This window comes from Rhizobium sp. FKY42, assembly GCF_005222835.1.
Taxonomy (GTDB): domain Bacteria; phylum Pseudomonadota; class Alphaproteobacteria; order Rhizobiales; family Rhizobiaceae; genus Neorhizobium.
Window position 1 is genome coordinate 756,400 of record NZ_STGA01000029.1, and the last position, 19,045, is coordinate 775,444.

The following is a 19,045-nucleotide window of genomic DNA, read 5'->3' on the forward strand; positions in this document are numbered from 1 at the left end:
CAATCTGCCGCAAGATTGACAGACAGGATGACGCACAGAATGCAGAAAACACAAACAATGAGCCTCTTCGATTGGGGACTCCTGCTCAGCCTGTCTATTCTGTGGGGTGGCTCGTTTTTCTTCTCCAAGCTTGCGCTCGCAGAATTACCGCCTTTTACAGTCGTCCTAGCACGGGTAGCGATTGCTGCAATCGTACTGTTCATCTATCTGCGCGCAACCCGGCAGGGCATACCGACAAGCATTGGCGCATGGGGCGCATTCTTCGGCATGGGGCTGCTAAACAATCTTATTCCGTTCAGCCTGCTTTTCTGGGGGCAAACGCAGATTGCCAGCGGCTTGGCATCCATACTCAATGCAACGACCCCGATATTCGCAATTGTTGTGGCACATTTTCTCACGACAGATGAACGAATGACCTCCAACAAGGCTGCCGGCATTGTTCTGGGTTTCATGGGTGTCGCCCTTATGATGGCAAGTAATGCCTTCTCCACTCAGGCTCTTCCATTCCTGGCTCTATTCGCGTGCCTCGCTGCTGCTCTGTCATACGGGTTTGCAGGCGTCTTTGGTCGCCGGTTCCGGCGCATGGGAATTGCCCCTGCAACCAGTGCATTCGGGCAAACCACCGCTACGACGATCATGATGATACCGATTGCCATACTGGTCGATACGCCGTGGAATCTGGCGATACCGAGTGGCACGACCATCACCGCCCTTGTCGGGCTCGGCCTGCTCTCAACCGCGCTGGCCTACATCATATTCTTCCACATTCTTGCGGTCGGTGGAGCGACCAATGTTTCTCTCGTGACTCTGATGATCCCCGTGAGCGCCATTCTTCTTGGAAGCTTGGTTTTGGGAGAGACGCTTCAAGCCAACCACTTCGCCGGAATGGCACTCATATCACTTGGTCTTATATCAATAGACGGACGTGTATTTCGCCGACTTCGCAGAATTTAGAAGGAATGAGGGAAATGTGCTCCGCGTACGCGGCAACATGGGCAGAGCGGGTCATTGCGTCGTACAGACAAAGAAGGCCTGTGCATCCAGCCCCAGACAGATGCCTTCAACTCCAAAGATTCGATCAGAACTGGAAGTTGGTTTCTGGTCAGGTCTATCGTCAGAACATCAGCAATATGAAGCTAACGACAAATATGTGTGCGGCCACAATGTAGGCTGATCGCCAAGTAGGGAAGAACCCCCGGAGGGTGGGGTAAAAGAGGCGTTTCAGCAAAAACGAACCCGACAACATGGCAGCAAAAAAAGAACTGAAAATAACTCGATCCCAATCAATCATTCTTCTGAAGCCGTTATAGCGCACCTGAACAGATCAATCCCCGGTTTGTATACGTCAAGCGGGAACTGAAATGCCACGCCTCACCAACTGCGCACATCCAGCGTTTTATCCTTGTGCGCTGGATGGGTTGAGAAGATGAAAATGCGGTCGAGTTCCTTTTGCGTCAACAGGCGCAGGAATCGGACTTCGGCAGAATTGTTGGAATTCTGACGCATCAGCACGCAGCCAATTTTCATGATGCGGGCATCGGGTATATCAAGCACGAATTCGCGCGGAAGATCGGTCTTGGTGAGGAATGTCAGGGTTGCGCCACTCATCGAGATCCGCACGACGTCGCAACGGCGGGCAGCCATGTGCATGACATGCTTTTCGGTATATTCGATGCGGCCTGCATTCATGGTATCTTCCATCTTGAACCGGCTTTCGCGGTCGTACATGAAAGATTCTTCGCGCTTCAGATAGTTCTTCTGGCTCGTTGTCATGGCAGCCCCGGCATTTCACTGCATTCAATGCGAAAAGCCTAGCGTCGAGAGCTTAACAGACAGTTTGATTGGCACTTAGTTGCTCTTTATCAGCACATTCATAACAACCAGAATGCCAACAACCTTAACTCATCGTCTATAGGTTTGCCCTGCAGCGTCGAAAAGATGCATCTTTTGCGAATCCGCTGCAAAACGCAGTGACTGGCCACGCTCTACCTTGTGGATGCCCGGCAGCTTGGCGATGATCGGCTCCTCATCCGTCAGGCCTTCGATGTAGAGAAGCGTGACTTCGCCGAGGGCTTCGACGATGGAAACTTTGCCTTCGAACAGATAGTCCTCGCCGGTCGTAACAGTCAGATCTTCCGGGCGAATACCGAAACTTGCAGCCTTTCCGCGCTCGGACGCATCGGTCGCGACCGGCACCAGAACAGACTTGCCGCCCTTCAGGTCGACCCGTGTCTGAGGTCCGGTCTCTACTACTGCAGCGGGGATGACATTCATGGCGGGAGAGCCTATGAAGCGGGCAACAAAGAGGTTCTGCGGACGCTCATAGAGTTCCAGTGGTGCTCCGACCTGTTCGATATGCCCGGCGGAAAGAACGACGATACGATCCGCCAGCGTCATGGCCTCCACCTGATCATGCGTCACGTAGATCATGGTCGTATCAGCCATCTGCTCCTTCAGTTTGGCAATTTCGATGCGGGTCGCCACACGCAGTGCGGCGTCAAGGTTCGAGAGAGGCTCATCGAACAGGAAGACCTTGGGATTGCGGCAGATGGCGCGACCGATGGCAACGCGCTGGCGCTGGCCGCCCGAAAGCGCCTTGGGAAGACGCTCCAGATATTGCGTGAGCTGGAGGATATCCGCCGCAGAGCGAACGCGGCGGTCGATTTCCTGCTTGTTTTCGCCCGCAATCCGCATGCCGAAGGCCATGTTGTCGTAGACGGTCATGTGCGGATAAAGCGCGTAGGACTGGAACACCATGGCGATGCCGCGCCGCGAGGGCGGCACATCATTGACGCGGTTGCCATCAATGAACATGTCGCCGCTGGTGATTTCCTCCAGCCCGGCAATCATGCGCAGCAGGGTTGACTTGCCGCAGCCGGAGGGACCAACGAACACGACGAATTCGCCCTCGGCGATATCCAGATCGATTCCGTGCAGAACCTTGACCTGTCCATAGGCCTTGCGAATATCCTTCAGCACCAATCCCGTCATGTCTCTCCCCTTTTGTCCGTCGCTTGGCCGCCGAAGGGCGTCGCGATGCTTATTCTCAAAAAGCTCCGGGGTCGAAAGAATCGCCCCCAGAGTTTTCATCAGGTATGCCTTGCGAAGCAAGCACCCCAAGCGGGCAATCTCACAGTGCGGTCAATGACCTCGGACTGGAAGCCGTGGCCTTCCAGCAGGCTCCAGTCGCCGGATGGCAGCTCCGTCGTGCTTTCATCCCCGCTCATATTGAAGAGGCACAACACCACCTCGTTTCCAAGCTTGCGGAAGTATCGCAGCACAGCACCATCCACTGCTAAGAACTCGATGTCGCCCTTGGCAAAGGCCGGATGCTGCCTGCGGAAGGCAAGGAAGCGGCGATAATGCTCCATGACGGAACTCTCATCGCCCTGCTGCACATTGACCGCACGCAGCTGATGCTCGACCGGGATCGGAAGCCAGGTCTTTTCCGCGCCGGAGAAGCCCGCATGCGTTGCATGGTCATCCCACACCATGGGCGTGCGGCAGCCATCGCGGCCCTTGAATTCGGGCCAAAACTGAATGCCATAGGGGTCTTGCAGATCGGCGAAAGCAATATCGGCCTCGGTCAGCCCAAGTTCCTCGCCCTGATAGATGCAGACGGAACCGCGTTGGGTCAGCAGGATCGAGGCCAGCAGCTTGGCAAAGCCTTCGCGATCGATGACATCCGAACCCCAGCGGGAAACGTGGCGCACCACATCGTGGTTGGAGAAGGCCCAGCAGGCCCAACCTTCCGGTGCCGCTGCGGCAAAGGCATGCTGCACTTCCACCACGCGCTCCGGTGTCAGCGGGTCGGGTGCCAGGAATTCGAAGGCATAGCACATCTGCATCTTGTCGCCGCCGGAGGTGTATTCGCCGACGATCTCGAGCCCGCGCTGGCTGTCGCCTACCTCACCCACGGCTGCAATAGCCGGAAACTCGTTGAGCACCGCGCGGAACCGCTTGAGGAACGCGATGTTCTCCGGGCGGTTCTTGTCGTAGATGTGCTCCTGGAAGTTGTAAGGATTAACCGCTGGCGCGGTAGAAGCATTGCGCCGCTCCGGTGCAAGAGCAGGATTGCTGCGCAATTCCTTGTCGTGGAAATAGAAGTTGATGGTGTCGAGACGGAAGCCATCGACGCCGCGCTTCAGCCAGAAGCGTACCACATCAAGCAGGGCGTCCTGCACTTCCGGATTATGCAGGTTGAGGTCTGGCTGCGATGTCAGGAAGTTATGCAGGTAATACTGCATACGGGTTGGGTCCCAGGCCCAAGCCGACCCACCGAAAATCGACAGCCAGTTGTTGGGTGGCGTGCCATCCGGCTTCGCATCGGCCCAGACATACCAGTCCGACTTAGGATTGACGCGGCTGGAACGACTTTCGACAAACCAGGCGTGCTGGTCCGAACTGTGGGAGATGACGAGATCGATCATCACCTTGATTTTCAGGCGATGCGCCTCTGCAATCAGCGAGTCGAAATCGGACAGCGTTCCGAACATTGGATCGACATCCGTATAGTTCGAAACATCGTAGCCGAAATCCTTCATCGGTGACGGGAAGAAGGGCGAAATCCAGATGGCATCCGCACCCAGCGCCGCGATGTGCGGCAGGCGTGCGGTGATGCCCTTCAGGTCGCCGACGCCATCGCCGTTCGAATCCTGATAGGAGCGTGGATAGATCTGATAGATGACCGCGCCACGCCACCAGTCGGCATCCGGCGCTTCGGTCGTCTGAGGATAAACAGTCATGCAGATTGAACCTTGAATGGAGAGATACTCAGCCGCCCTTGACCGAACCGGCAAGGAGACCGCGTACCAGATAGCGTTGAAGCCCGAAGAAGACGGCCAGCGGCACCAGAATGGTGACGAAAGCCGAAGCCGTCAGGATTTCCCAGTTCCCGCCGCGTGATCCCAGAAGTGCATTGAGACTTCCAGTCAAGACCAGTTGATCACGGCCAGTGCCCAGGAAGACGATGGCGACCAGCAGATCGTTCCACACCCAGAGGAACTGGAAGATCGAGAAGGAGGCCAAGGCCGGGAAGGACAGCGGCAGCACGATCTTCAGGAAGATCTCGAAATCGGAAGCGCCATCGACACGCGCACTTTCGATAATCTCCTTGGGAAGACCGGCAATGTAATTTCGGAGCAGATAGATGGCGAGCGGCATGCCGAAGGCCGTATGCGCCAGCCAGATGCCTGCGTAAGTCTTGGATGACGTTCCAAGGAAATTGCCCACTTCGTTATAGAGCCTCAAGAGCGGGATGAGCGACATCTGCAACGGCACGACAATGAGGCCGACGACCAGCGCAATGATCAGCGCGCGCCCCGGAAAATGCATCCATGACAGCGCATAGGCGGCGAAGGCAGCGATCAGGATCGGGATGATTGTTGCCGGGATCGTTACCGTTAGCGAATTGATGAAGGCCTGGCCGATACCTTCCGAAAAGAGAACCGTTCGATAGTTATCGAGCGTGAACACCGGCGGCGTCGTGACCGTCAGGTAGATGCGCTTGCCGCGCGAGCCTTCGAACGGCGCGTTCCTGGAATAGATATAGGCGCCATCCTCCTGCACGGTCAGTGTCTCGCCCTCACCGAGATCGGCAGGCGTGCCCGCCGGGAAAGCAGCCGGTTCCTGAACGCGGGTACCAAAGGCTTTGACGGTTCCGCTTTGCCCGTTTTCGAACACAGAACCCCGGATCACATAGTTCGCGCCTTCCTGCTTGGCGGTGGAAGGATCGCCTAAGCGACCGGCGCTGGTTTGCGAGGAACTGCCGAAGGCCGTCCACCAGCCGGAGGCGGTGATCTGACCCTTGTCGCGAACGGAGGTCACCAGAATACCGAGTGTCGGAATGAGCCACAGGATGACGATGAACAGAACGGACAGGTGAACGATGAGGCGTGGAAGACCGACGCGCTTCAGACGGGTGGTGAGGCTCGTCATATCAATGTCCTCCTGCGTCGCGGTTGGCCTGACGGATGTTCCAGATCATGATCGGTGTCACGGCTGCCATGATGATGAGCGCGATGACGGCGCTTCGTCCGCTATCGCCACCGCCGCGGAACATCCAGTCGAACATCAGGTTTGCCAGAACCATGGTGTCCCACTGGCCATTGGTCATTGTCAGAACGATATCGAAGACCTTGAGAACCAGAATGGTTATGGTGGTCCAGACCACTGCAATGGTTCCCCAGATCTGTGGAACCATGATCTTCCAGAAGATCTGCCAGCCGTTCGCGCCGTCGATGACAGCGGCCTCGATGGTTTCTTCGGGAATGCCACGCAGTGCAGCCGACAGGATGACCATGGCAAAGCCGGTCTGGATCCAGATCAGGATGATCATCAGGAAGAAGTTGTTCCAGAAGGGCATCGAGATCCACACCTGCGGATCGCCGCCGAACCAGGTGACGATGGCGTTGAGCAGGCCGATCTGGGTATCATTCCCACCGCGATATTCGTAGATGAACTTCCAGATGACCGATGCGCCGACGAAGGAAATCGCCATCGGCATGAAAACAATGCTTTTTGCGATATTGCCCCACCAGATGCGATCCGTCAGCACGGCGATAACGAGGCCGAAGAAAGTGCAGGCTGCCGGAACGACGGCGAGCCACAGAATGTTATTGAAGATAGACTGGCGAAAACCGGAATCAAAGAAGGCCCATCTATAGTTGGCAAGACCGACATATTCCACGCCCGCCCTGTCATAGAAGGACAGGATGAACGTAGCCACCACCGGATAGACCAGATAGATGCCGAGCAGCAGAAGGGCCGGACCAAGGAAGAGCCAGGGTCGCACGACGGCACGGCGATTGAGGTTGCGGGAAGCAAGGGTGACGTTTCCCACCGGCACCGGAAAGATGGCATTCAGGATCTTGTCGGACAACCAGTAGTAAAGGGCGCAGATGAACACGCCAACGACCATCACCCCGATGGCCGACACAATTTGCGAAACCATGTCCCCTCCTCACAAGCCCGCCTGGGGCCATTTTTAACCGGCTGATCATGCCGGCTTCTTGGGCGGAGCGTTCGTCGGTTTGTTACGTCCGCACGAGCGCATCCTCCTTTCGCGGCAATTGCCGCGGGGGTCGCGCCGCCACACAGGCAATGCGTGGCGGCGCGTAATTCGCAGTCTTTACTTCAGGCCGTCCCAGGCCTTCTGGATTTCATCACCCACCTGCTTGGCAGACTTGCCGCCAACGTAATCCACCATGCCAGTCCAGAATGCGCCAGCGCCGATCTTGCCAGGCATAAGGTCGGAACCGTCGAAGCGGAAGGTGGTGGCCGTGGAAAGGATTTCACCCTGCTTCTTCAGCGCATCATTGGCATAGGTGTTTGTATTCACGCCCTTGTACGGCGTCAGGAAGCCGGACTGCGCCATCCAGACCTCATGCGCGATCGGCGTCTTCAGGAACTCCACGAAGGCGCGAGCTGCAGGCGAATCCTTGGTGATGGCCACAAGCGTGCCCGCACCCAGAGCAGGCGTGCCAAGTTCCGGCTTGGACGCATAGGTTGGCATGTAGAAGAAGTCGGCATCCGTGCCGAGCTTTGTGCCTTCCGGGAAGAATGTCGGAATGAACGAGGCCTGATGGTGCAGGTAGCACTTGGGCGGAATGCCGAAGAGACCCTTCGGGCTATCGCGGAAATCCGTAGAAGCGACGGCGGCGACGCCACCGTTCACATATTTTTCGTTCTTGGCGAACTTGCCGAATTCCTCGATGACACTGACGACCTTCGGATCGTTGAACTTGACTTCGTTGCTGACCCACTTGTCGTAGGTTTCCGGCGTATTCATGCGCAGCATGAGATCTTCGACCCAGTCCGTTGCCGGCCAGCCGGTCGCACCGCCCGAGCCCAGACCGATGCACCAGGGTGTGCCGCCGTCCTTCACGATCTTGTCAGAAAGCGCGACCAGCTCTTCCATGGTCTTCGGCACCTTGTAACCGGCTTCCTCGAAGTTTTCCGGAACGTACCAGACGAGCGACTTCAGGTCCGCCTTGTAGGGAAAGGCAAAGAATCCATCCTTGCCATCCTTGCCCTTGTAGGTGCCAAGCTGCACCCAGGATTTGCCCGCGCCGTAATTGGTTTCCACCCACTTGCCGGTCTCGGCACCCAGATTGACGAGGAAACCCTTGGATGCCAGATCCTGCAGAAGGCCAGGCTGCGGCAGGATGGCGATGTTCGGCGGCGAACCAGCCTGCGTATCGATGACGATCTGCTGCTCGTAGTTTTCCGAGGAGGAATATTGAACGTTAGCGCCGGTCGCATCATTGAAGTAGGCGAGAACGCTGCGGAAAAGCTTCTCGTCATCACCACGCCAGGGTCCGAAAATCGTCAGGCTCTGGCCTTTGAGATTGGCGTTGGCCTTCTTGAAGTCCTCGTAGCTCTTCCAGTTGAATTTCGCATCCTGACCCGGTGCGAATTTGAGATCGGCAGCGGATGCTGAAGCCACGCCAAGGCACAAGGCTGCGACGCCAGCCAGCAAGAAATGTTTCATAAACGTCCTCCCATCATGAACGGATCGGCCCAAGGGACCAAAATCTGAAGCGTCTCCAAAGCGCTTTGGAGACAAACTACACATAGCAAGTAGGGGAGAGTCAAGAGCCTCATCACACCTTCAACGCGTAAGCAACGTTAAAGAGGATAGGGCGGCAACTCAAGAAGTCGAATTTATTGGATTTTTTCCAAAATGCGAAATTCTGGCTTCCGAAGCGCTTTGAACGAGGGTAATACGGTCATTCTCAGCAGCCCGAAGGGAGTAAAGGGTTGTGAATCTCAAGGAATTGTCCAATCTCCTGGGACTGTCCCAGACGACTATCAGCCGCGCCTTGAACGGATATCCGGAGGTGAATGAGGAAACGCGCGCTCGTGTTCTGAAGGCAGCGGAAGAAACAGGCTACCGGCCAAACCGGGTGGCCAGACGGCTCGCGACCGGAAAAGTGGGGTCGCTCGGCATCGTCATGCCCATCACACCGGAACAACCCGTCGACATTCATTTTGCGGAGTTCCAGAGCGGACTTGCGGATGAATGTCTGAAGCACGACTTCCATTTCGTCATCATGCCAGCCGAGCGCGAGCAGGAAGAACAGGCCATCAGGGATCTGGTTTCAAGCGGCTCGATTGACGGCTACTACATCGCCTATATGCGGGAGCGGGATCCACGCATCGCCATGGCAAAGTCCCTGCCCCTGCCCTTTGTCGTTCATGGCCGATCCATGAACATTGCGGAAGACTATCCCTATCTCGACGTCGATAACGAGGCTGCGTTTTCCGAAGCCACGGAACATCTGCTGGAGCTTGGCCATCAACGGTTTGCCATGCTCAACGGCCCCGCCGATCTCGACTTCGCACAGCGGCGAAGACAGGGGATAGAAAAGGCGCTGCGGGCGCGCGGACTGGCCCTTGATCCTGCCTTGGTGAGCAGCACGGTGATGACAGATGGCCATGGCTTCCAGCACATGGCACGGTTCCTCGAACGCAAAGACCCTCCGACGGCCGTGCTATGCGCCAGTACGGTACTGGCTCTTGGCGCCGTTCGCGCGATCCGGCAGGCAGGCCTCGAGGTGGGCGCCGACATCTCACTCATCGCCCATGATGACGATTTGCATCTGTTGCGACCGGAGCATTTCAGCACCCCGCTTTCCACCACGCGCTCATCGATCCGCGACGCGGGACGCCGGGTCGCCGAACGCCTGATTGCAGCCGTGAACGGCGAAGAGATTGATGCGCAGCAACGGGAACTCTGGCGCGCCGAACTCATCCTGCGCGCCTCGACAGCGATGGCACCTGCCTGAGCCGGATCAGAATTTCGGGATCGACCTGCCGACAGAACGATAGGCCGCAATCACGGTGTTCGCCATCAACATGGCAATCGTCATTGGACCGACGCCTCCCGGAACAGGGGTGATTGCGGACGCGACATCGGCACATTCATCAAAGGCCACATCGCCGACAAGACGGGTGGCGCCCTCCCCTTTTTCAGGCGCATCAATCCGATTGATGCCGACATCGATCACGGTTGCACCGGGCTTCACCCAATCCTTGCGGACCATTTGCGCGCGACCGACAGCGGCGACCAGAATATCGGCCTGACGGCAGACGGCAGGCAGATCCTTCGTGCGCGAATGGGCCATCGTGACGGTTGCATTGGCGGCGAGAAGCAGTTGCCCCATCGGTTTTCCGAAAAGATTGGATCGACCGATGACGACTGCATTCAGACCGGAAAGATCTGCACCAAGGCGGTCACGCAGCAGCAGCATGGCACCGGCGGGTGTGCAGGAGATCAATCCGCTTGCGAGATCGCCCGTCGCAAGTTTGCCTGCGTTGACAATGTGAAGCCCATCCACATCCTTTTCCGGGCGAATGGACTGGATGACCGGCTCGGACTGAAGGTGGCGAGGCAGCGGCAGCTGAACCAGAATTCCATGGACGGACGGATCAGCATTCAGCTTTTCGATAAGCTGTTCCAGTTCATCCTGCGTCGTCTCTTCCGGCAACGTGTATTGCATGGAGTTGAAGCCGCACTTCTTGGCCATTCGGCTTTTGGCACCGACATAGGCATGGCTGGCAGGATCATTGCCGACAATGACCACAGCAAGCCCCGGCTGCAAGCCCGATTCACGATGAAGACGGCCAGCAGCCTCGCTGACCGCATCGGTTACCACTGCTGCGGATTTCTTGCCATCAATGATATCTGCCAAGGCATGCCCTCCTGCTCAGGCGCCGAACCACCGCCAGATATGTGATGCATCTGAAAGGCCGGGTGGTCGCATAGATCAGGCATCAGGCCGAACCTCGACAATTCACCACATCCATTCGCTGATGATCACCATCAGGGATCCGAAGTCCCTTCAAGCGCCTGCTTGTGTTGGACGAACTTCAGATGCCGGTGACTAGGCTCTCGGGCGTTAGAATGCAAGAGGGAGGCATAATCCTCTGCACAGGGGCCAGACCATAACCCTATAGCGGATGAGGATCCGCCCTCAGCTTGCCATTGCAAAGCGGCTCTGTCGTTCGGCGGCCTCGTGCTGCGCCAATTCGCGCCGCAGGATCTCGAGTTCGTCCAGAAGTTGCTGAAGTTCAGCCTCGGTTGCCTCATCCGCAGCCTCGGGGATTTCATCGGCCGGGCTGCGTCCCTGCATGATACTGGCCAGAAGATGAGGCAGCGGCTCGACGCTTGCTTCCGACATCCTGTTGGCTAGAACAAACTCCGTCAGAAAGGCGAGGGAGCGATCATCATTCGCTGCGACCGTTCCAAACTCCTCACCCTTGGCGCGGAGCCCGACGCGGTCAGCATGATGAAAGGCGCGATCCTGCATCTGGCCGAAATCTGAACCGTAGTAATCCTCGAAATGCGGCAAGCGAACCGGATCCTGGCGGATTTCCTGCGCATCCAGATCCAGGGCAACCTCGTCCAGTTCGCGCAGGGTCTCCACGCTGGGCTGCACCGAAACCGAGGGCTGCACCAACGCAGCAGATACTTCTGGCTGCGGCTCGACGGCAGGGGTTTCATGGATGGTGCGGGCATCCTCGATGACCGGAGACATCGGAGAAGAGCCAGCACTCCCCACCGAATGCGACATCCGTCTTGATGGAAGGCATGCTCCACCGAGGCACAAACCTGCAAGCGCGCCAAGGATCGCGTAGACCCAATGAGGCATCCCGATTACGGACGCATTGGCCGCTGTTGCCGTTGTGGTCAGTTCCGCATTTATCGTTGAGGCTTGGCCTATGTTTGCATCGCGAAGACGATCCAGATAGATCTTCCGCGCATTCTCGACATTCTTTTCAAGCTCAAGACGTCGCGTAACGGGCTCTGGAACGCTTCGTTTCTGCAGCACCTCAAGCTTCGGCTTGAGGCCATCCAGGTCCTTTGCGGCGCGCGCCTTCTGCCGGTTGAGATCCGCTACGACGCCGGACAAAGCCCTGGCGACGGCTGCGCGCGCCTCGTCAGCGGCAGCCTTCGCAGCCAGGAAACGCGGATGCCGGGGACCGAGTTCGGCAGAAAGTTGATCCACGTTCATTTGGGCCGAAAGGTAACGCTGACGCAGGCTCTCCAAGCCGGTCTGCGCCAGTTCCTCAGGCAATGGCTGAGAGAGCACATCCGAGAACTTCATCTTCAGAAGCGTTTCTACCTGCTTCGTCAGATCGTCTATTTGCCCCTGGAGCCGCTCTACATCGGCGGCCAGGGCATCACGTTCAACCTCGATCTGGCGTTCGGCGCGGACCGCCTCATCTGTAACACCGGCATTATCGAGCGCGATCTGAGCCTGTTCGAGCGCCTTTCGGGCGATATCGATCTGAGAGTCACTTCCGGAGGACGAAACTCCACCTTCACGGGAAGCGAGTTCCATCGCCGCTGCATTGGCTGCGTCGGCGGCAAACTGCGCGTCGGTCGAGGATGCAGAGACGAGAATGCCGCCGGGATAGCCCGCCGAAGAGACAAGGAGCATCCGCTCCAGGCGCTCACGTTGAGCCGCCTCGGAGCGGCCAAGTGTCATTTCCCTGCCAGTCATCAATTCTCTGAGGAAGCCAATGCTTGTCTGCGATTGGTCACCGGTCTCACCCAGCCGATTCCAGTCGAGCTGCTTTGCAATGGCGGCCAAGGTTTCCTGCTGCGCCAGTCGCGCGCGGGCCGCTTCAGCGATTGTCTCCATCGACGGCGGCAACGGCTTGACCGAATAGACGGCCGACGCCTGATAGCTCTGCTGCAGATCAAAGGGAAGCACGCCTGGGATGAACGCACCAAGGGCTGCGCTTGACAGAAGAATGACAGCAGACAGCAGTGATTTGCCGGCGCTCCTGCTGGATGCATCCGGTAATGCAGGCTCCGCAAGCCCCTCATTTTTCGTGTTGCCGATCGCCATCGTCGTGTCAACCATGCCATTGGCGCGCATGGACGCGCCTGCCTTTGATTAAGACAAGCTAAATTTATTTGGCGAACGAATCGTTAACGAAGGGTCCTCTGCAAGGCTGGAACTGCCAGAAATGGCTGGGGCACTCGCAAAATAGGCAGGCGCAATCAGGGCCAGGCCATCATAAGCGCTGGCGAGCGCTGGCTCCATGAGGATTTCGTCACGCGGCGTCTCGCAATCCAGGAGGACCAGATGCGGACGAACACCGCCGATTTCGGCGCGTAGCCGGTCTGTCTGATCCCCCGGAGTGGCGAGCGAAAGATGGGTCGCATAGACCTGATGCCAGGGAACCTGCGCCCGAATATGATCCCGTGTTGCCGAGAGACGAACACGATCTCGCCCAGCAAGTACGATCCTGCGAGGCTCTGCCATGAAAGAGAGAAGGACAGGTACAAAATCCTGAGGGGGCATTGCGGTGCACAGGGATCGGCCGGTCACCACCCGGATTATCCTCGCGACGCCCGGCGTACCCGGCAACAGGATCCGCTGCTGAAGGCGCTCGCGATAGGCGGGATTGATGGCGCTCTTGAGAAGTTGCGACAGATTGACAAAGGAAACGGCCCGATAGCCGACCCGCACATCCGTCATGGCCTCCAGAAGCGAGAGATTTTCCAGCTTGCTGTGAAAGGAAAAATCGAGGCAGAAGCCGAGACTGGGTTTTCCCTCGCGAACGGATTTCAAGAAGGTCATGGCAGAACCCCGGTCTGCCAGTTGGCAGGCCTGCAACCCTTCGCCTGTGCGGTCGGAGGTCTATGTCTCACGGTTGGCTTGCCTGCTTCGGAAGAGAGCATCAATTCACTCGATTGGTTGCGTTCGTTTTTCCAGCCCTGCGCACTGCGGTGCGGGCGAGCGGAGCCTGCTGATCTCCCTAGCCCGTTTCAACAGGACCTGGAGCGATAAGCAGACTGGGAGTTAAGCCCGGCGGGATACGGTCAGTGACCGGATTTCGCGGGAGCTTCGAGTTTTACGCCTTCAACAATTTTCGTCGGCTGAACCTGCTTCCCTTGCGGACGCTCGCCATTGGTGCGGATGTCGTCCTTGGACAGGTAATCCAGCTGTTCGACCAGCACATCCAGGACATATTCGCCCTGGAAACGCTCATTCAGCTTTGCCTTGATGGCCTTTCGAAAACCGTCGAGATCGAAGGCCTTGGTATTTCCCAGATCGACCATCTTGTTACCGACGAGCAGGGTGAACAGTTCGTCGGTCATCATTTCGGTCGTCGGCAGATGCACACCCTTGATCTTTTCCTTGTCCATCAGGAAAGAGATCTTGGTTATGAAGTAGCCCTGAACTGCGCCCTTGCTCAGGACAGGTACGTTGATGTTCTCTCCCTTCACCAGTTCCGACTTGTTGCGCAACTGCGTTGCCTCGTCGACGACAGGCTTCGGTTTCGACATCTGAACGGATCCGTAGACCGCGCCCAAGGTCACGGCGCAAACCCAGAGACCGGTGAGAAGGAGTTTGATCATCAGACTTCGCTGTAAAGAAATTGTTCTTGGGTATAGGTGCCATCGCCATCGGCATCGCGCGCGGCATTCTTGAGAATGTCGGCGACCGACCGCACGGCATGAAGATGCGCTTCCACCCGGCGAGCATTCAAGGCAAGCTTGTCTTTCAGGACATGCATTTGCTGCTTGTGGTTAAAGGCCAGTTCCTTGGGATCGGTCGTGCGAACCAGCATGGTCAATTCGTAAAGGCATCTGCTCTTGTGCGCATTCGAGACCTTGAGGTCGAACATCGCATCCTTGCCGATCCGCTCGTTCTCATTGTCGATGATCATCTCCAGGCGGCCCAGCACCGTCTTGATGCGATAATCGGTGGAAATGACATCCATGTTTTCTGCCCCAGTGGTATTCATATTATGCCTCGCTGCGCTCTGCTGGCGCCAGATCGAAGACCTTGCGTTCGAATTCATCGATCATGCTGACTGCACGATTACGGCTGTCCTTGTCGGTCGTCGCATTGGGCGTGGCTTCATTGCGCATCCGATCCAGGGATTGCTTGAATACCTGCTCCGCAATGCCGATGCCGCCGCTCTTGGACATTTGATCGGCGATCTGCTCCGACATCATGCTCTGCCAGAATTCACCGGCAGAACCCTTGCCGTAGACCGCTTCGCTGTCTTTCGGCATCATCGTATTGACGAAGTTCTGAAGAATCGAAGCCTCGAACTTTCGATACTCTTCCGGCATTTCTGCGGATTTCTTGCTCTCGTGAGCAGCATCGACACGGGTCTTGTGCCCGATACCGTCCAGCCCTTCGAGGGCAGCACCAAAGCCCTTGCCAGCCGCAGCCAGCTTCGTCGCACCATAGGCGGCGCGGGTTGCAGTCAGCTTGGCCTGAGCCTCCTGAACGGCAGTCGGATCGGCTGCACGCAGCACATCCATCACAAGATCGGTTGGAGGAGAGATTGCCATCTCAACTTCCTTTCGTTGAACAAGCACCGCCGCCTGTCACATCCAGGTCGTGCAGTCTTTGCATCAGTCGGAACGGAAGACACACGTGCACGCACAGATGCAACGAACGCCTCCCGAATTCACGGACACCGGGTGATCGATCACGTGCCGGCCATTCGAGACGGCCGCGCTGAGATCACGGAACAAGGAGCCCTCATGTCGTGTTGAAAGCGATTATGCTTAGTGAAGCTTGCTGCAGGCTGGCGTGGTTCTGGCAAATTTGGAGCGAATGCGAAAAATATTAGTTGCACCTGATAAATTGCACGCGCGGTGATTGGTCTATATGTAAGTATCTGTATTAAATGAATTTATTTATCAGACCGTCCAAAGATCAATAGCAGAAAGGACAAGGGATCAATTGTGGTCCTTGCCGGAACTGGTGAGAAGCGTCAGTTCCAGAAGTTCGTAAATGGCGTTATCGTCGCGTTCCCGATCCTCAAGGTCGCGTGCCTCCTTCATCTGCTCCTCAAGCCGGTCCCCCTTGGTTCTTTCGCGCAGAACCTTGCCTTCCAGAACCTGCTGCACACCGGCAAGCTGCTTGTCCTTGATCATCAAGCGACCGTAGCGTTCCGAATAATTGCGGGAGAACTGCATATGCACCGGCTTCTCGGAACTGATTGCCTCCATGACGACCTCCATGGATTGCTCGACCTCGCGGCGCTGCTCGGTATTGGCTGCAAGCTCTCCTTCCGCCATCCGCTCCAGCTGGCGCTGGACGTTGACGAGGCGCTTCAACTTTTTCGAACGTGGTTCCTGGCCAGCCATGGCACCCTCAGAATGCGTTGAACATGACATCGAAGCCTTCAGCGAACTGCCGGGTCAAGGCGCCGATAGCCAGATAGAGCATGAACATGCCGCCTGCGATTAGGAACGGCGTCGATATGAAGAAGACCGGAATCTGCGGTGCAAGTTTATTGACCAGACCGACAGCAACGTTAAACAGAAGACCATAAATCAGGAATGGGCTGGCGAGGCGCAGCATGATTGACGTCGAGGCTCGCAGGGTATCCGTCAGCGTAATCAGCATTTTCTGGGGTTCGATCAAGGCGCCGAGAGGGGTCGTGTCGTAGGAATCAACCAGTGCCCGGAATACGACATGATGGAAATCCATCATGAACAGCAGAAGAAGGCCGCAGAAGGTGATGAAACTCGTGACGCTGGTTTCAGAACTGTCTTCCAGGATATCGTGGCCGCCAGGCGCAGTGAAACCGATCGAGCTTGTCAGTATGGCTCCGGCAAATTGCAGACCGAGAACGTAGAGCCTCGCAATCATGCCGTACATGATGCCGATGAACAGCTCCGAGAAGATCAGCCCCATATAGGCTGCCGTCGGTGCTGTCGTGCGGCTGTAAATGGTGGGCCAGAGGACAGGCAATACCGCGAGCGTAATGGCAATCGTTACGATCAGCCGCACGTTCAAGGGAATGCGTGCGCTGGAAAAACCCGGCAGGACCATGAAGCAGCCGCCAATCCGGCAGAAGGCCAGAAAGAAGGCGAGCATTGAGCCCTGCGGGTCGGTTATCATCCAATAGAGCCTAGAATCTTGATTTCGAGCCCCTTTGCCAGTTCCACATGGGAAAGTACAGGCAGGGTTGCGAACAATCGTTCGATAATCATGCGCACATAGGAGCGTGTTTCGGGCGATGTGACAAGTACGAAAGGCAATCCCCGGTCCATGAATTCACGTATGACACGGCTCGCCTGCTCGCTGAATTCTTCCAGCTGTCGTGGATCGATATCGAATTCGATGACATCACCCTTGGCATCCCGCTTCAGGGCCTGGTGGAACAGCAGGTCCCACTTGCTTCCCAGACGGAGAACACGAAGCACGCCGTTGTCGGCCAGATCGCCGCAAAGCTGCTGGGACATACGCACTCGCACATGTTCCACGATCTGTTCGGTCTTGCGCACATGGGGAGCAAGCTCGGCAACGGCTTCCAGAATGAGATGCAGGTTGCGGATGGAAACGCGCTCCGCAAGAAGCAGTTTCAGAACCGCCTGCAAGCCGGAATAGGACATGTGCGAGGAGCAGATTTCGTCTGCCAGCTTCTTGTATTCGGGATCCATTCGATCAATCAGGATCTTCAGATCCTTATAGGACAGAAGCTGCGGAAGATTGTTACGAATGACTTCGCTCATATGCGTCAGCACGACTGACACGTTGTCGATGGGATGGAAGCCCTCGCGCTTCAGATCTTCCGCAAAGGTTTCAAGAATGGACATGGCCGGCATGCCGAAGGCCGGTTCGCGAATCTCATCCCCCGGAATGCTGGGTTTGCGACCGGAGCCGGTGACGACAAGAACATCGCCAACGCGCAGCATGTTGGATGCGACCGTCGTGCCATGGATGCGGATCTGATAGGATTTCTCAGGGATAGCGATATCGTCCGTGACCTTGATCTCAGGCACGACGAAGCCGTATTGAGTTGCAAACTTCTTGCGCATCTTGCCCACGCGGAACGCCAGTTCCTGATGCGCGCCCAGCAGACGTGTCGAAACCTGCTTGCCCAGGGCCAGCTCGATCTCGGATGTCTTCAGCATCGACTTCACGGAATCCTTATCGGCTTCCTTGGTCTGTACGGCCATCTTTTCTTCGGCATCGCGACGCTGCTTGCTTTCGGCTTCCAAACGGCGCGGAACGATCCATGCGCCAAAGGCCATGACGCCACCAAGCGCAATGAAGGGCACAAAGGGAAGCCCCGGAACCAGAGCGAGTGTCGCCATCAGTCCGGCGGACATAGAGAGCGCGCGTGGATAGCCACCCAGCTGATCGATGACGGCCTTGTCAGCGGTGCCGGAGCTGCCGCCGCGGGTGACGAGCAAGCCAGCTGCCAGCGACACGATGAGTGCCGGAACCTGCGAAACGATACCGTCGCCCACGGAGAGCTTGACGAAAACATCGGCAGCCTGGCCGATTTCCATGCCATGGCGGAAGTAACCGATAATGATGCCGCCGAAGATATTGATACCCGTGATCAGGAGGCCGGCGATGGCATCTCCACGAACGAACTTCGACGCACCGTCCATGGCACCGAAGAACATGCTTTCTTCTTCGAGTTCGCGGCGGCGGCGCTGTGCTTCCTTTTCATCGATGATGCCGGCTGAAAGATCGGCGTCGATGGACATCTGCTTACCGGGGATGGCATCGAGGGTGAAGCGGGCACCGACTTCCGCGATACGCGTCGCACCCTTGGTGATGACGATGAAGTTCACCGTGATGAGAATGCAGAAGACGATCACCCCGATCATGAAGTCGCCGGACATGACGAGAGACGCAAAGCCCGCGATCACGCCACCGGCAGCATCATGCCCCTCGTGACCATGAGACAGGATCGTTCGGGTCGTCGCGATGTTCAGCGACAGACGGATCATCGTCGAGATCAGGAGAATGGTCGGGAATGATGAGAAATCCAGAGGTCGCTGGATCCACAGCGCAACCATCAGGATCAAAACCGAGAAAGCGATGGAAAATGCCAGACCGATATCAATCAGGAAGGTCGGAATAGGCAGGAAGAGTACGCACAGGATTGCGATAATGCCCGTCGCAAAGCCGATATCGCGGCCGCTGGGATTAACCTTCGGAATTGCTAATGCTGGTGGTTGTGCCATCGCTTCTTTCCATCTCCTCATGAGAAGGTGGTGCGCAGAACGCACCTCGTCATGACAAGATTAGGCGCT

Annotated in this window: 17 protein-coding genes; 2 read left to right on the plus strand and 15 right to left on the minus strand. The window is 57.0% G+C overall.

From position 1 onward, the window contains the following. The first annotated feature begins 39 nt into the window (after nucleotides 1-39). On the plus strand, nucleotides 40-954 hold the full coding sequence (locus E8M78_RS14425; protein ID WP_170973426.1) for a DMT family transporter: 915 nt from the start codon (nucleotides 40-42) through the stop codon (nucleotides 952-954). Nucleotides 955-1,371: 417 nt separating this feature from the next. Here the strand turns inward: E8M78_RS14425 and E8M78_RS14430 are convergent, their stop codons facing one another. The 6 genes from E8M78_RS14430 to E8M78_RS14455 form a co-directional block, all read right to left on the minus strand. Continuing rightward, nucleotides 1,372-1,728, minus strand: coding sequence for a hypothetical protein (locus tag E8M78_RS14430; protein WP_062555498.1), 357 nt, complete (start codon nucleotides 1,726-1,728; stop codon nucleotides 1,372-1,374). 174 nt (nucleotides 1,729-1,902) lie between these two features. Further along, the gene (gene ugpC, locus E8M78_RS14435) at nucleotides 1,903-2,991 is read right to left on the minus strand and encodes a sn-glycerol-3-phosphate ABC transporter ATP-binding protein UgpC (protein ID WP_137135676.1); all 1,089 of its coding nucleotides are present in this window, start codon (nucleotides 2,989-2,991) and stop codon (nucleotides 1,903-1,905) included. A gap of 98 nt (nucleotides 2,992-3,089) precedes the next feature. Beyond that, nucleotides 3,090-4,745, minus strand: coding sequence for an alpha-glucosidase (locus E8M78_RS14440; protein WP_137135677.1), 1,656 nt, complete (start codon nucleotides 4,743-4,745; stop codon nucleotides 3,090-3,092). A 28-nt stretch (nucleotides 4,746-4,773) separates the two neighbouring features. Then, entirely contained in the window at nucleotides 4,774-5,937 is a 1,164-nt protein-coding gene (locus E8M78_RS14445; RefSeq protein WP_137135678.1) for a carbohydrate ABC transporter permease, read from the minus strand. A 1-nt stretch (nucleotide 5,938) separates the two neighbouring features. Then, entirely contained in the window at nucleotides 5,939-6,952 is a 1,014-nt protein-coding gene (locus E8M78_RS14450) for a sugar ABC transporter permease (protein WP_137135679.1), read from the minus strand. Between the two features lie 177 nt (nucleotides 6,953-7,129). Then, complete coding sequence (locus E8M78_RS14455; protein ID WP_137135680.1) at nucleotides 7,130-8,491, minus strand: ABC transporter substrate-binding protein; 1,362 nt, start codon at nucleotides 8,489-8,491, stop codon at nucleotides 7,130-7,132. 271 nt (nucleotides 8,492-8,762) lie between these two features. On the opposite strand from E8M78_RS14455, the gene E8M78_RS14460 reads away from it, so the two are divergent. Beyond that, on the plus strand, nucleotides 8,763-9,788 hold the full coding sequence (locus E8M78_RS14460; protein ID WP_137135681.1) for a substrate-binding domain-containing protein: 1,026 nt from the start codon (nucleotides 8,763-8,765) through the stop codon (nucleotides 9,786-9,788). 6 nt (nucleotides 9,789-9,794) lie between these two features. On the opposite strand, the gene folD is transcribed toward E8M78_RS14460, so the two are convergent. From folD to flhA, 9 genes are all read right to left on the minus strand, one after another. Continuing rightward, entirely contained in the window at nucleotides 9,795-10,694 is a 900-nt protein-coding gene (gene folD / locus E8M78_RS14465) for a bifunctional methylenetetrahydrofolate dehydrogenase/methenyltetrahydrofolate cyclohydrolase FolD (protein WP_137135682.1), read from the minus strand. Between the two features lie 282 nt (nucleotides 10,695-10,976). Beyond that, nucleotides 10,977-12,890, minus strand: a complete 1,914-nt coding sequence (locus E8M78_RS14470) for a hypothetical protein (protein ID WP_137135683.1) — start codon at nucleotides 12,888-12,890, stop codon at nucleotides 10,977-10,979. 18 nt (nucleotides 12,891-12,908) lie between these two features. Beyond that, on the minus strand, nucleotides 12,909-13,598 hold the full coding sequence (locus E8M78_RS14475; protein WP_137135684.1) for a hypothetical protein: 690 nt from the start codon (nucleotides 13,596-13,598) through the stop codon (nucleotides 12,909-12,911). A gap of 242 nt (nucleotides 13,599-13,840) precedes the next feature. Then, complete coding sequence (locus tag E8M78_RS14480) at nucleotides 13,841-14,380, minus strand: hypothetical protein (RefSeq protein ID WP_137135685.1); 540 nt, start codon at nucleotides 14,378-14,380, stop codon at nucleotides 13,841-13,843. Then, nucleotides 14,380-14,745, minus strand: coding sequence for a hypothetical protein (locus tag E8M78_RS14485; protein ID WP_062555497.1), 366 nt, complete (start codon nucleotides 14,743-14,745; stop codon nucleotides 14,380-14,382). The genes E8M78_RS14480 and E8M78_RS14485 overlap by 1 nt, the downstream gene beginning before the upstream one ends. Before the next feature lie 25 nt (nucleotides 14,746-14,770). Beyond that, entirely contained in the window at nucleotides 14,771-15,328 is a 558-nt protein-coding gene (locus tag E8M78_RS14490) for a rod-binding protein (RefSeq protein ID WP_137135686.1), read from the minus strand. A 393-nt stretch (nucleotides 15,329-15,721) separates the two neighbouring features. Further along, complete coding sequence (locus E8M78_RS14495) at nucleotides 15,722-16,132, minus strand: hypothetical protein (RefSeq protein WP_137135687.1); 411 nt, start codon at nucleotides 16,130-16,132, stop codon at nucleotides 15,722-15,724. Nucleotides 16,133-16,139: 7 nt separating this feature from the next. Further along, a complete protein-coding gene (gene fliR / locus E8M78_RS14500) occupies nucleotides 16,140-16,892 on the minus strand; it encodes a flagellar biosynthetic protein FliR (protein WP_137135688.1) in 753 nt (250 codons plus the stop codon). Next, nucleotides 16,889-18,976 (minus strand): flagellar biosynthesis protein FlhA, encoded by a 2,088-nt coding sequence (flhA, locus tag E8M78_RS14505; RefSeq protein ID WP_137135689.1) that lies wholly within the window; start codon nucleotides 18,974-18,976, stop codon nucleotides 16,889-16,891. The genes fliR and flhA overlap by 4 nt, the downstream gene beginning before the upstream one ends. Nucleotides 18,977-19,045: the final 69 nt, after the last annotated feature.

What these genes read in the sequence shown, in the direction of transcription:
- E8M78_RS14425 (WP_170973426.1), top strand. Translation starts at nt 40, where the DNA reads ATGCAGAAAACACAAACAATGAGCCTCTTCGATTGGGGACTCCTGCTC.
- E8M78_RS14430 (WP_062555498.1), bottom strand. Translation starts at nt 1,728, where the DNA reads ATGTACGACCGCGAAAGCCGGTTCAAGATGGAAGATACCATGAATGCA.
- ugpC (WP_137135676.1), bottom strand. Translation starts at nt 2,991, where the DNA reads ATGACGGGATTGGTGCTGAAGGATATTCGCAAGGCCTATGGACAGGTC.
- E8M78_RS14440 (WP_137135677.1), bottom strand. Translation starts at nt 4,745, where the DNA reads ATGACTGTTTATCCTCAGACGACCGAAGCGCCGGATGCCGACTGGTGG.
- E8M78_RS14445 (WP_137135678.1), bottom strand. Translation starts at nt 5,937, where the DNA reads ATGACGAGCCTCACCACCCGTCTGAAGCGCGTCGGTCTTCCACGCCTC.
- E8M78_RS14450 (WP_137135679.1), bottom strand. Translation starts at nt 6,952, where the DNA reads ATGGTTTCGCAAATTGTGTCGGCCATCGGGGTGATGGTCGTTGGCGTG.
- E8M78_RS14455 (WP_137135680.1), bottom strand. Translation starts at nt 8,491, where the DNA reads ATGAAACATTTCTTGCTGGCTGGCGTCGCAGCCTTGTGCCTTGGCGTG.
- E8M78_RS14470 (WP_137135683.1), bottom strand. Translation starts at nt 12,890, where the DNA reads ATGCGCGCCAATGGCATGGTTGACACGACGATGGCGATCGGCAACACG.
- E8M78_RS14475 (WP_137135684.1), bottom strand. Translation starts at nt 13,598, where the DNA reads ATGACCTTCTTGAAATCCGTTCGCGAGGGAAAACCCAGTCTCGGCTTC.
- E8M78_RS14480 (WP_137135685.1), bottom strand. Translation starts at nt 14,380, where the DNA reads ATGATCAAACTCCTTCTCACCGGTCTCTGGGTTTGCGCCGTGACCTTG.
- E8M78_RS14485 (WP_062555497.1), bottom strand. Translation starts at nt 14,745, where the DNA reads ATGGATGTCATTTCCACCGATTATCGCATCAAGACGGTGCTGGGCCGC.
- E8M78_RS14490 (WP_137135686.1), bottom strand. Translation starts at nt 15,328, where the DNA reads ATGGCAATCTCTCCTCCAACCGATCTTGTGATGGATGTGCTGCGTGCA.
- E8M78_RS14495 (WP_137135687.1), bottom strand. Translation starts at nt 16,132, where the DNA reads ATGGCTGGCCAGGAACCACGTTCGAAAAAGTTGAAGCGCCTCGTCAAC.
- fliR (WP_137135688.1), bottom strand. Translation starts at nt 16,892, where the DNA reads ATGATAACCGACCCGCAGGGCTCAATGCTCGCCTTCTTTCTGGCCTTC.
- flhA (WP_137135689.1), bottom strand. Translation starts at nt 18,976, where the DNA reads ATGGCACAACCACCAGCATTAGCAATTCCGAAGGTTAATCCCAGCGGC.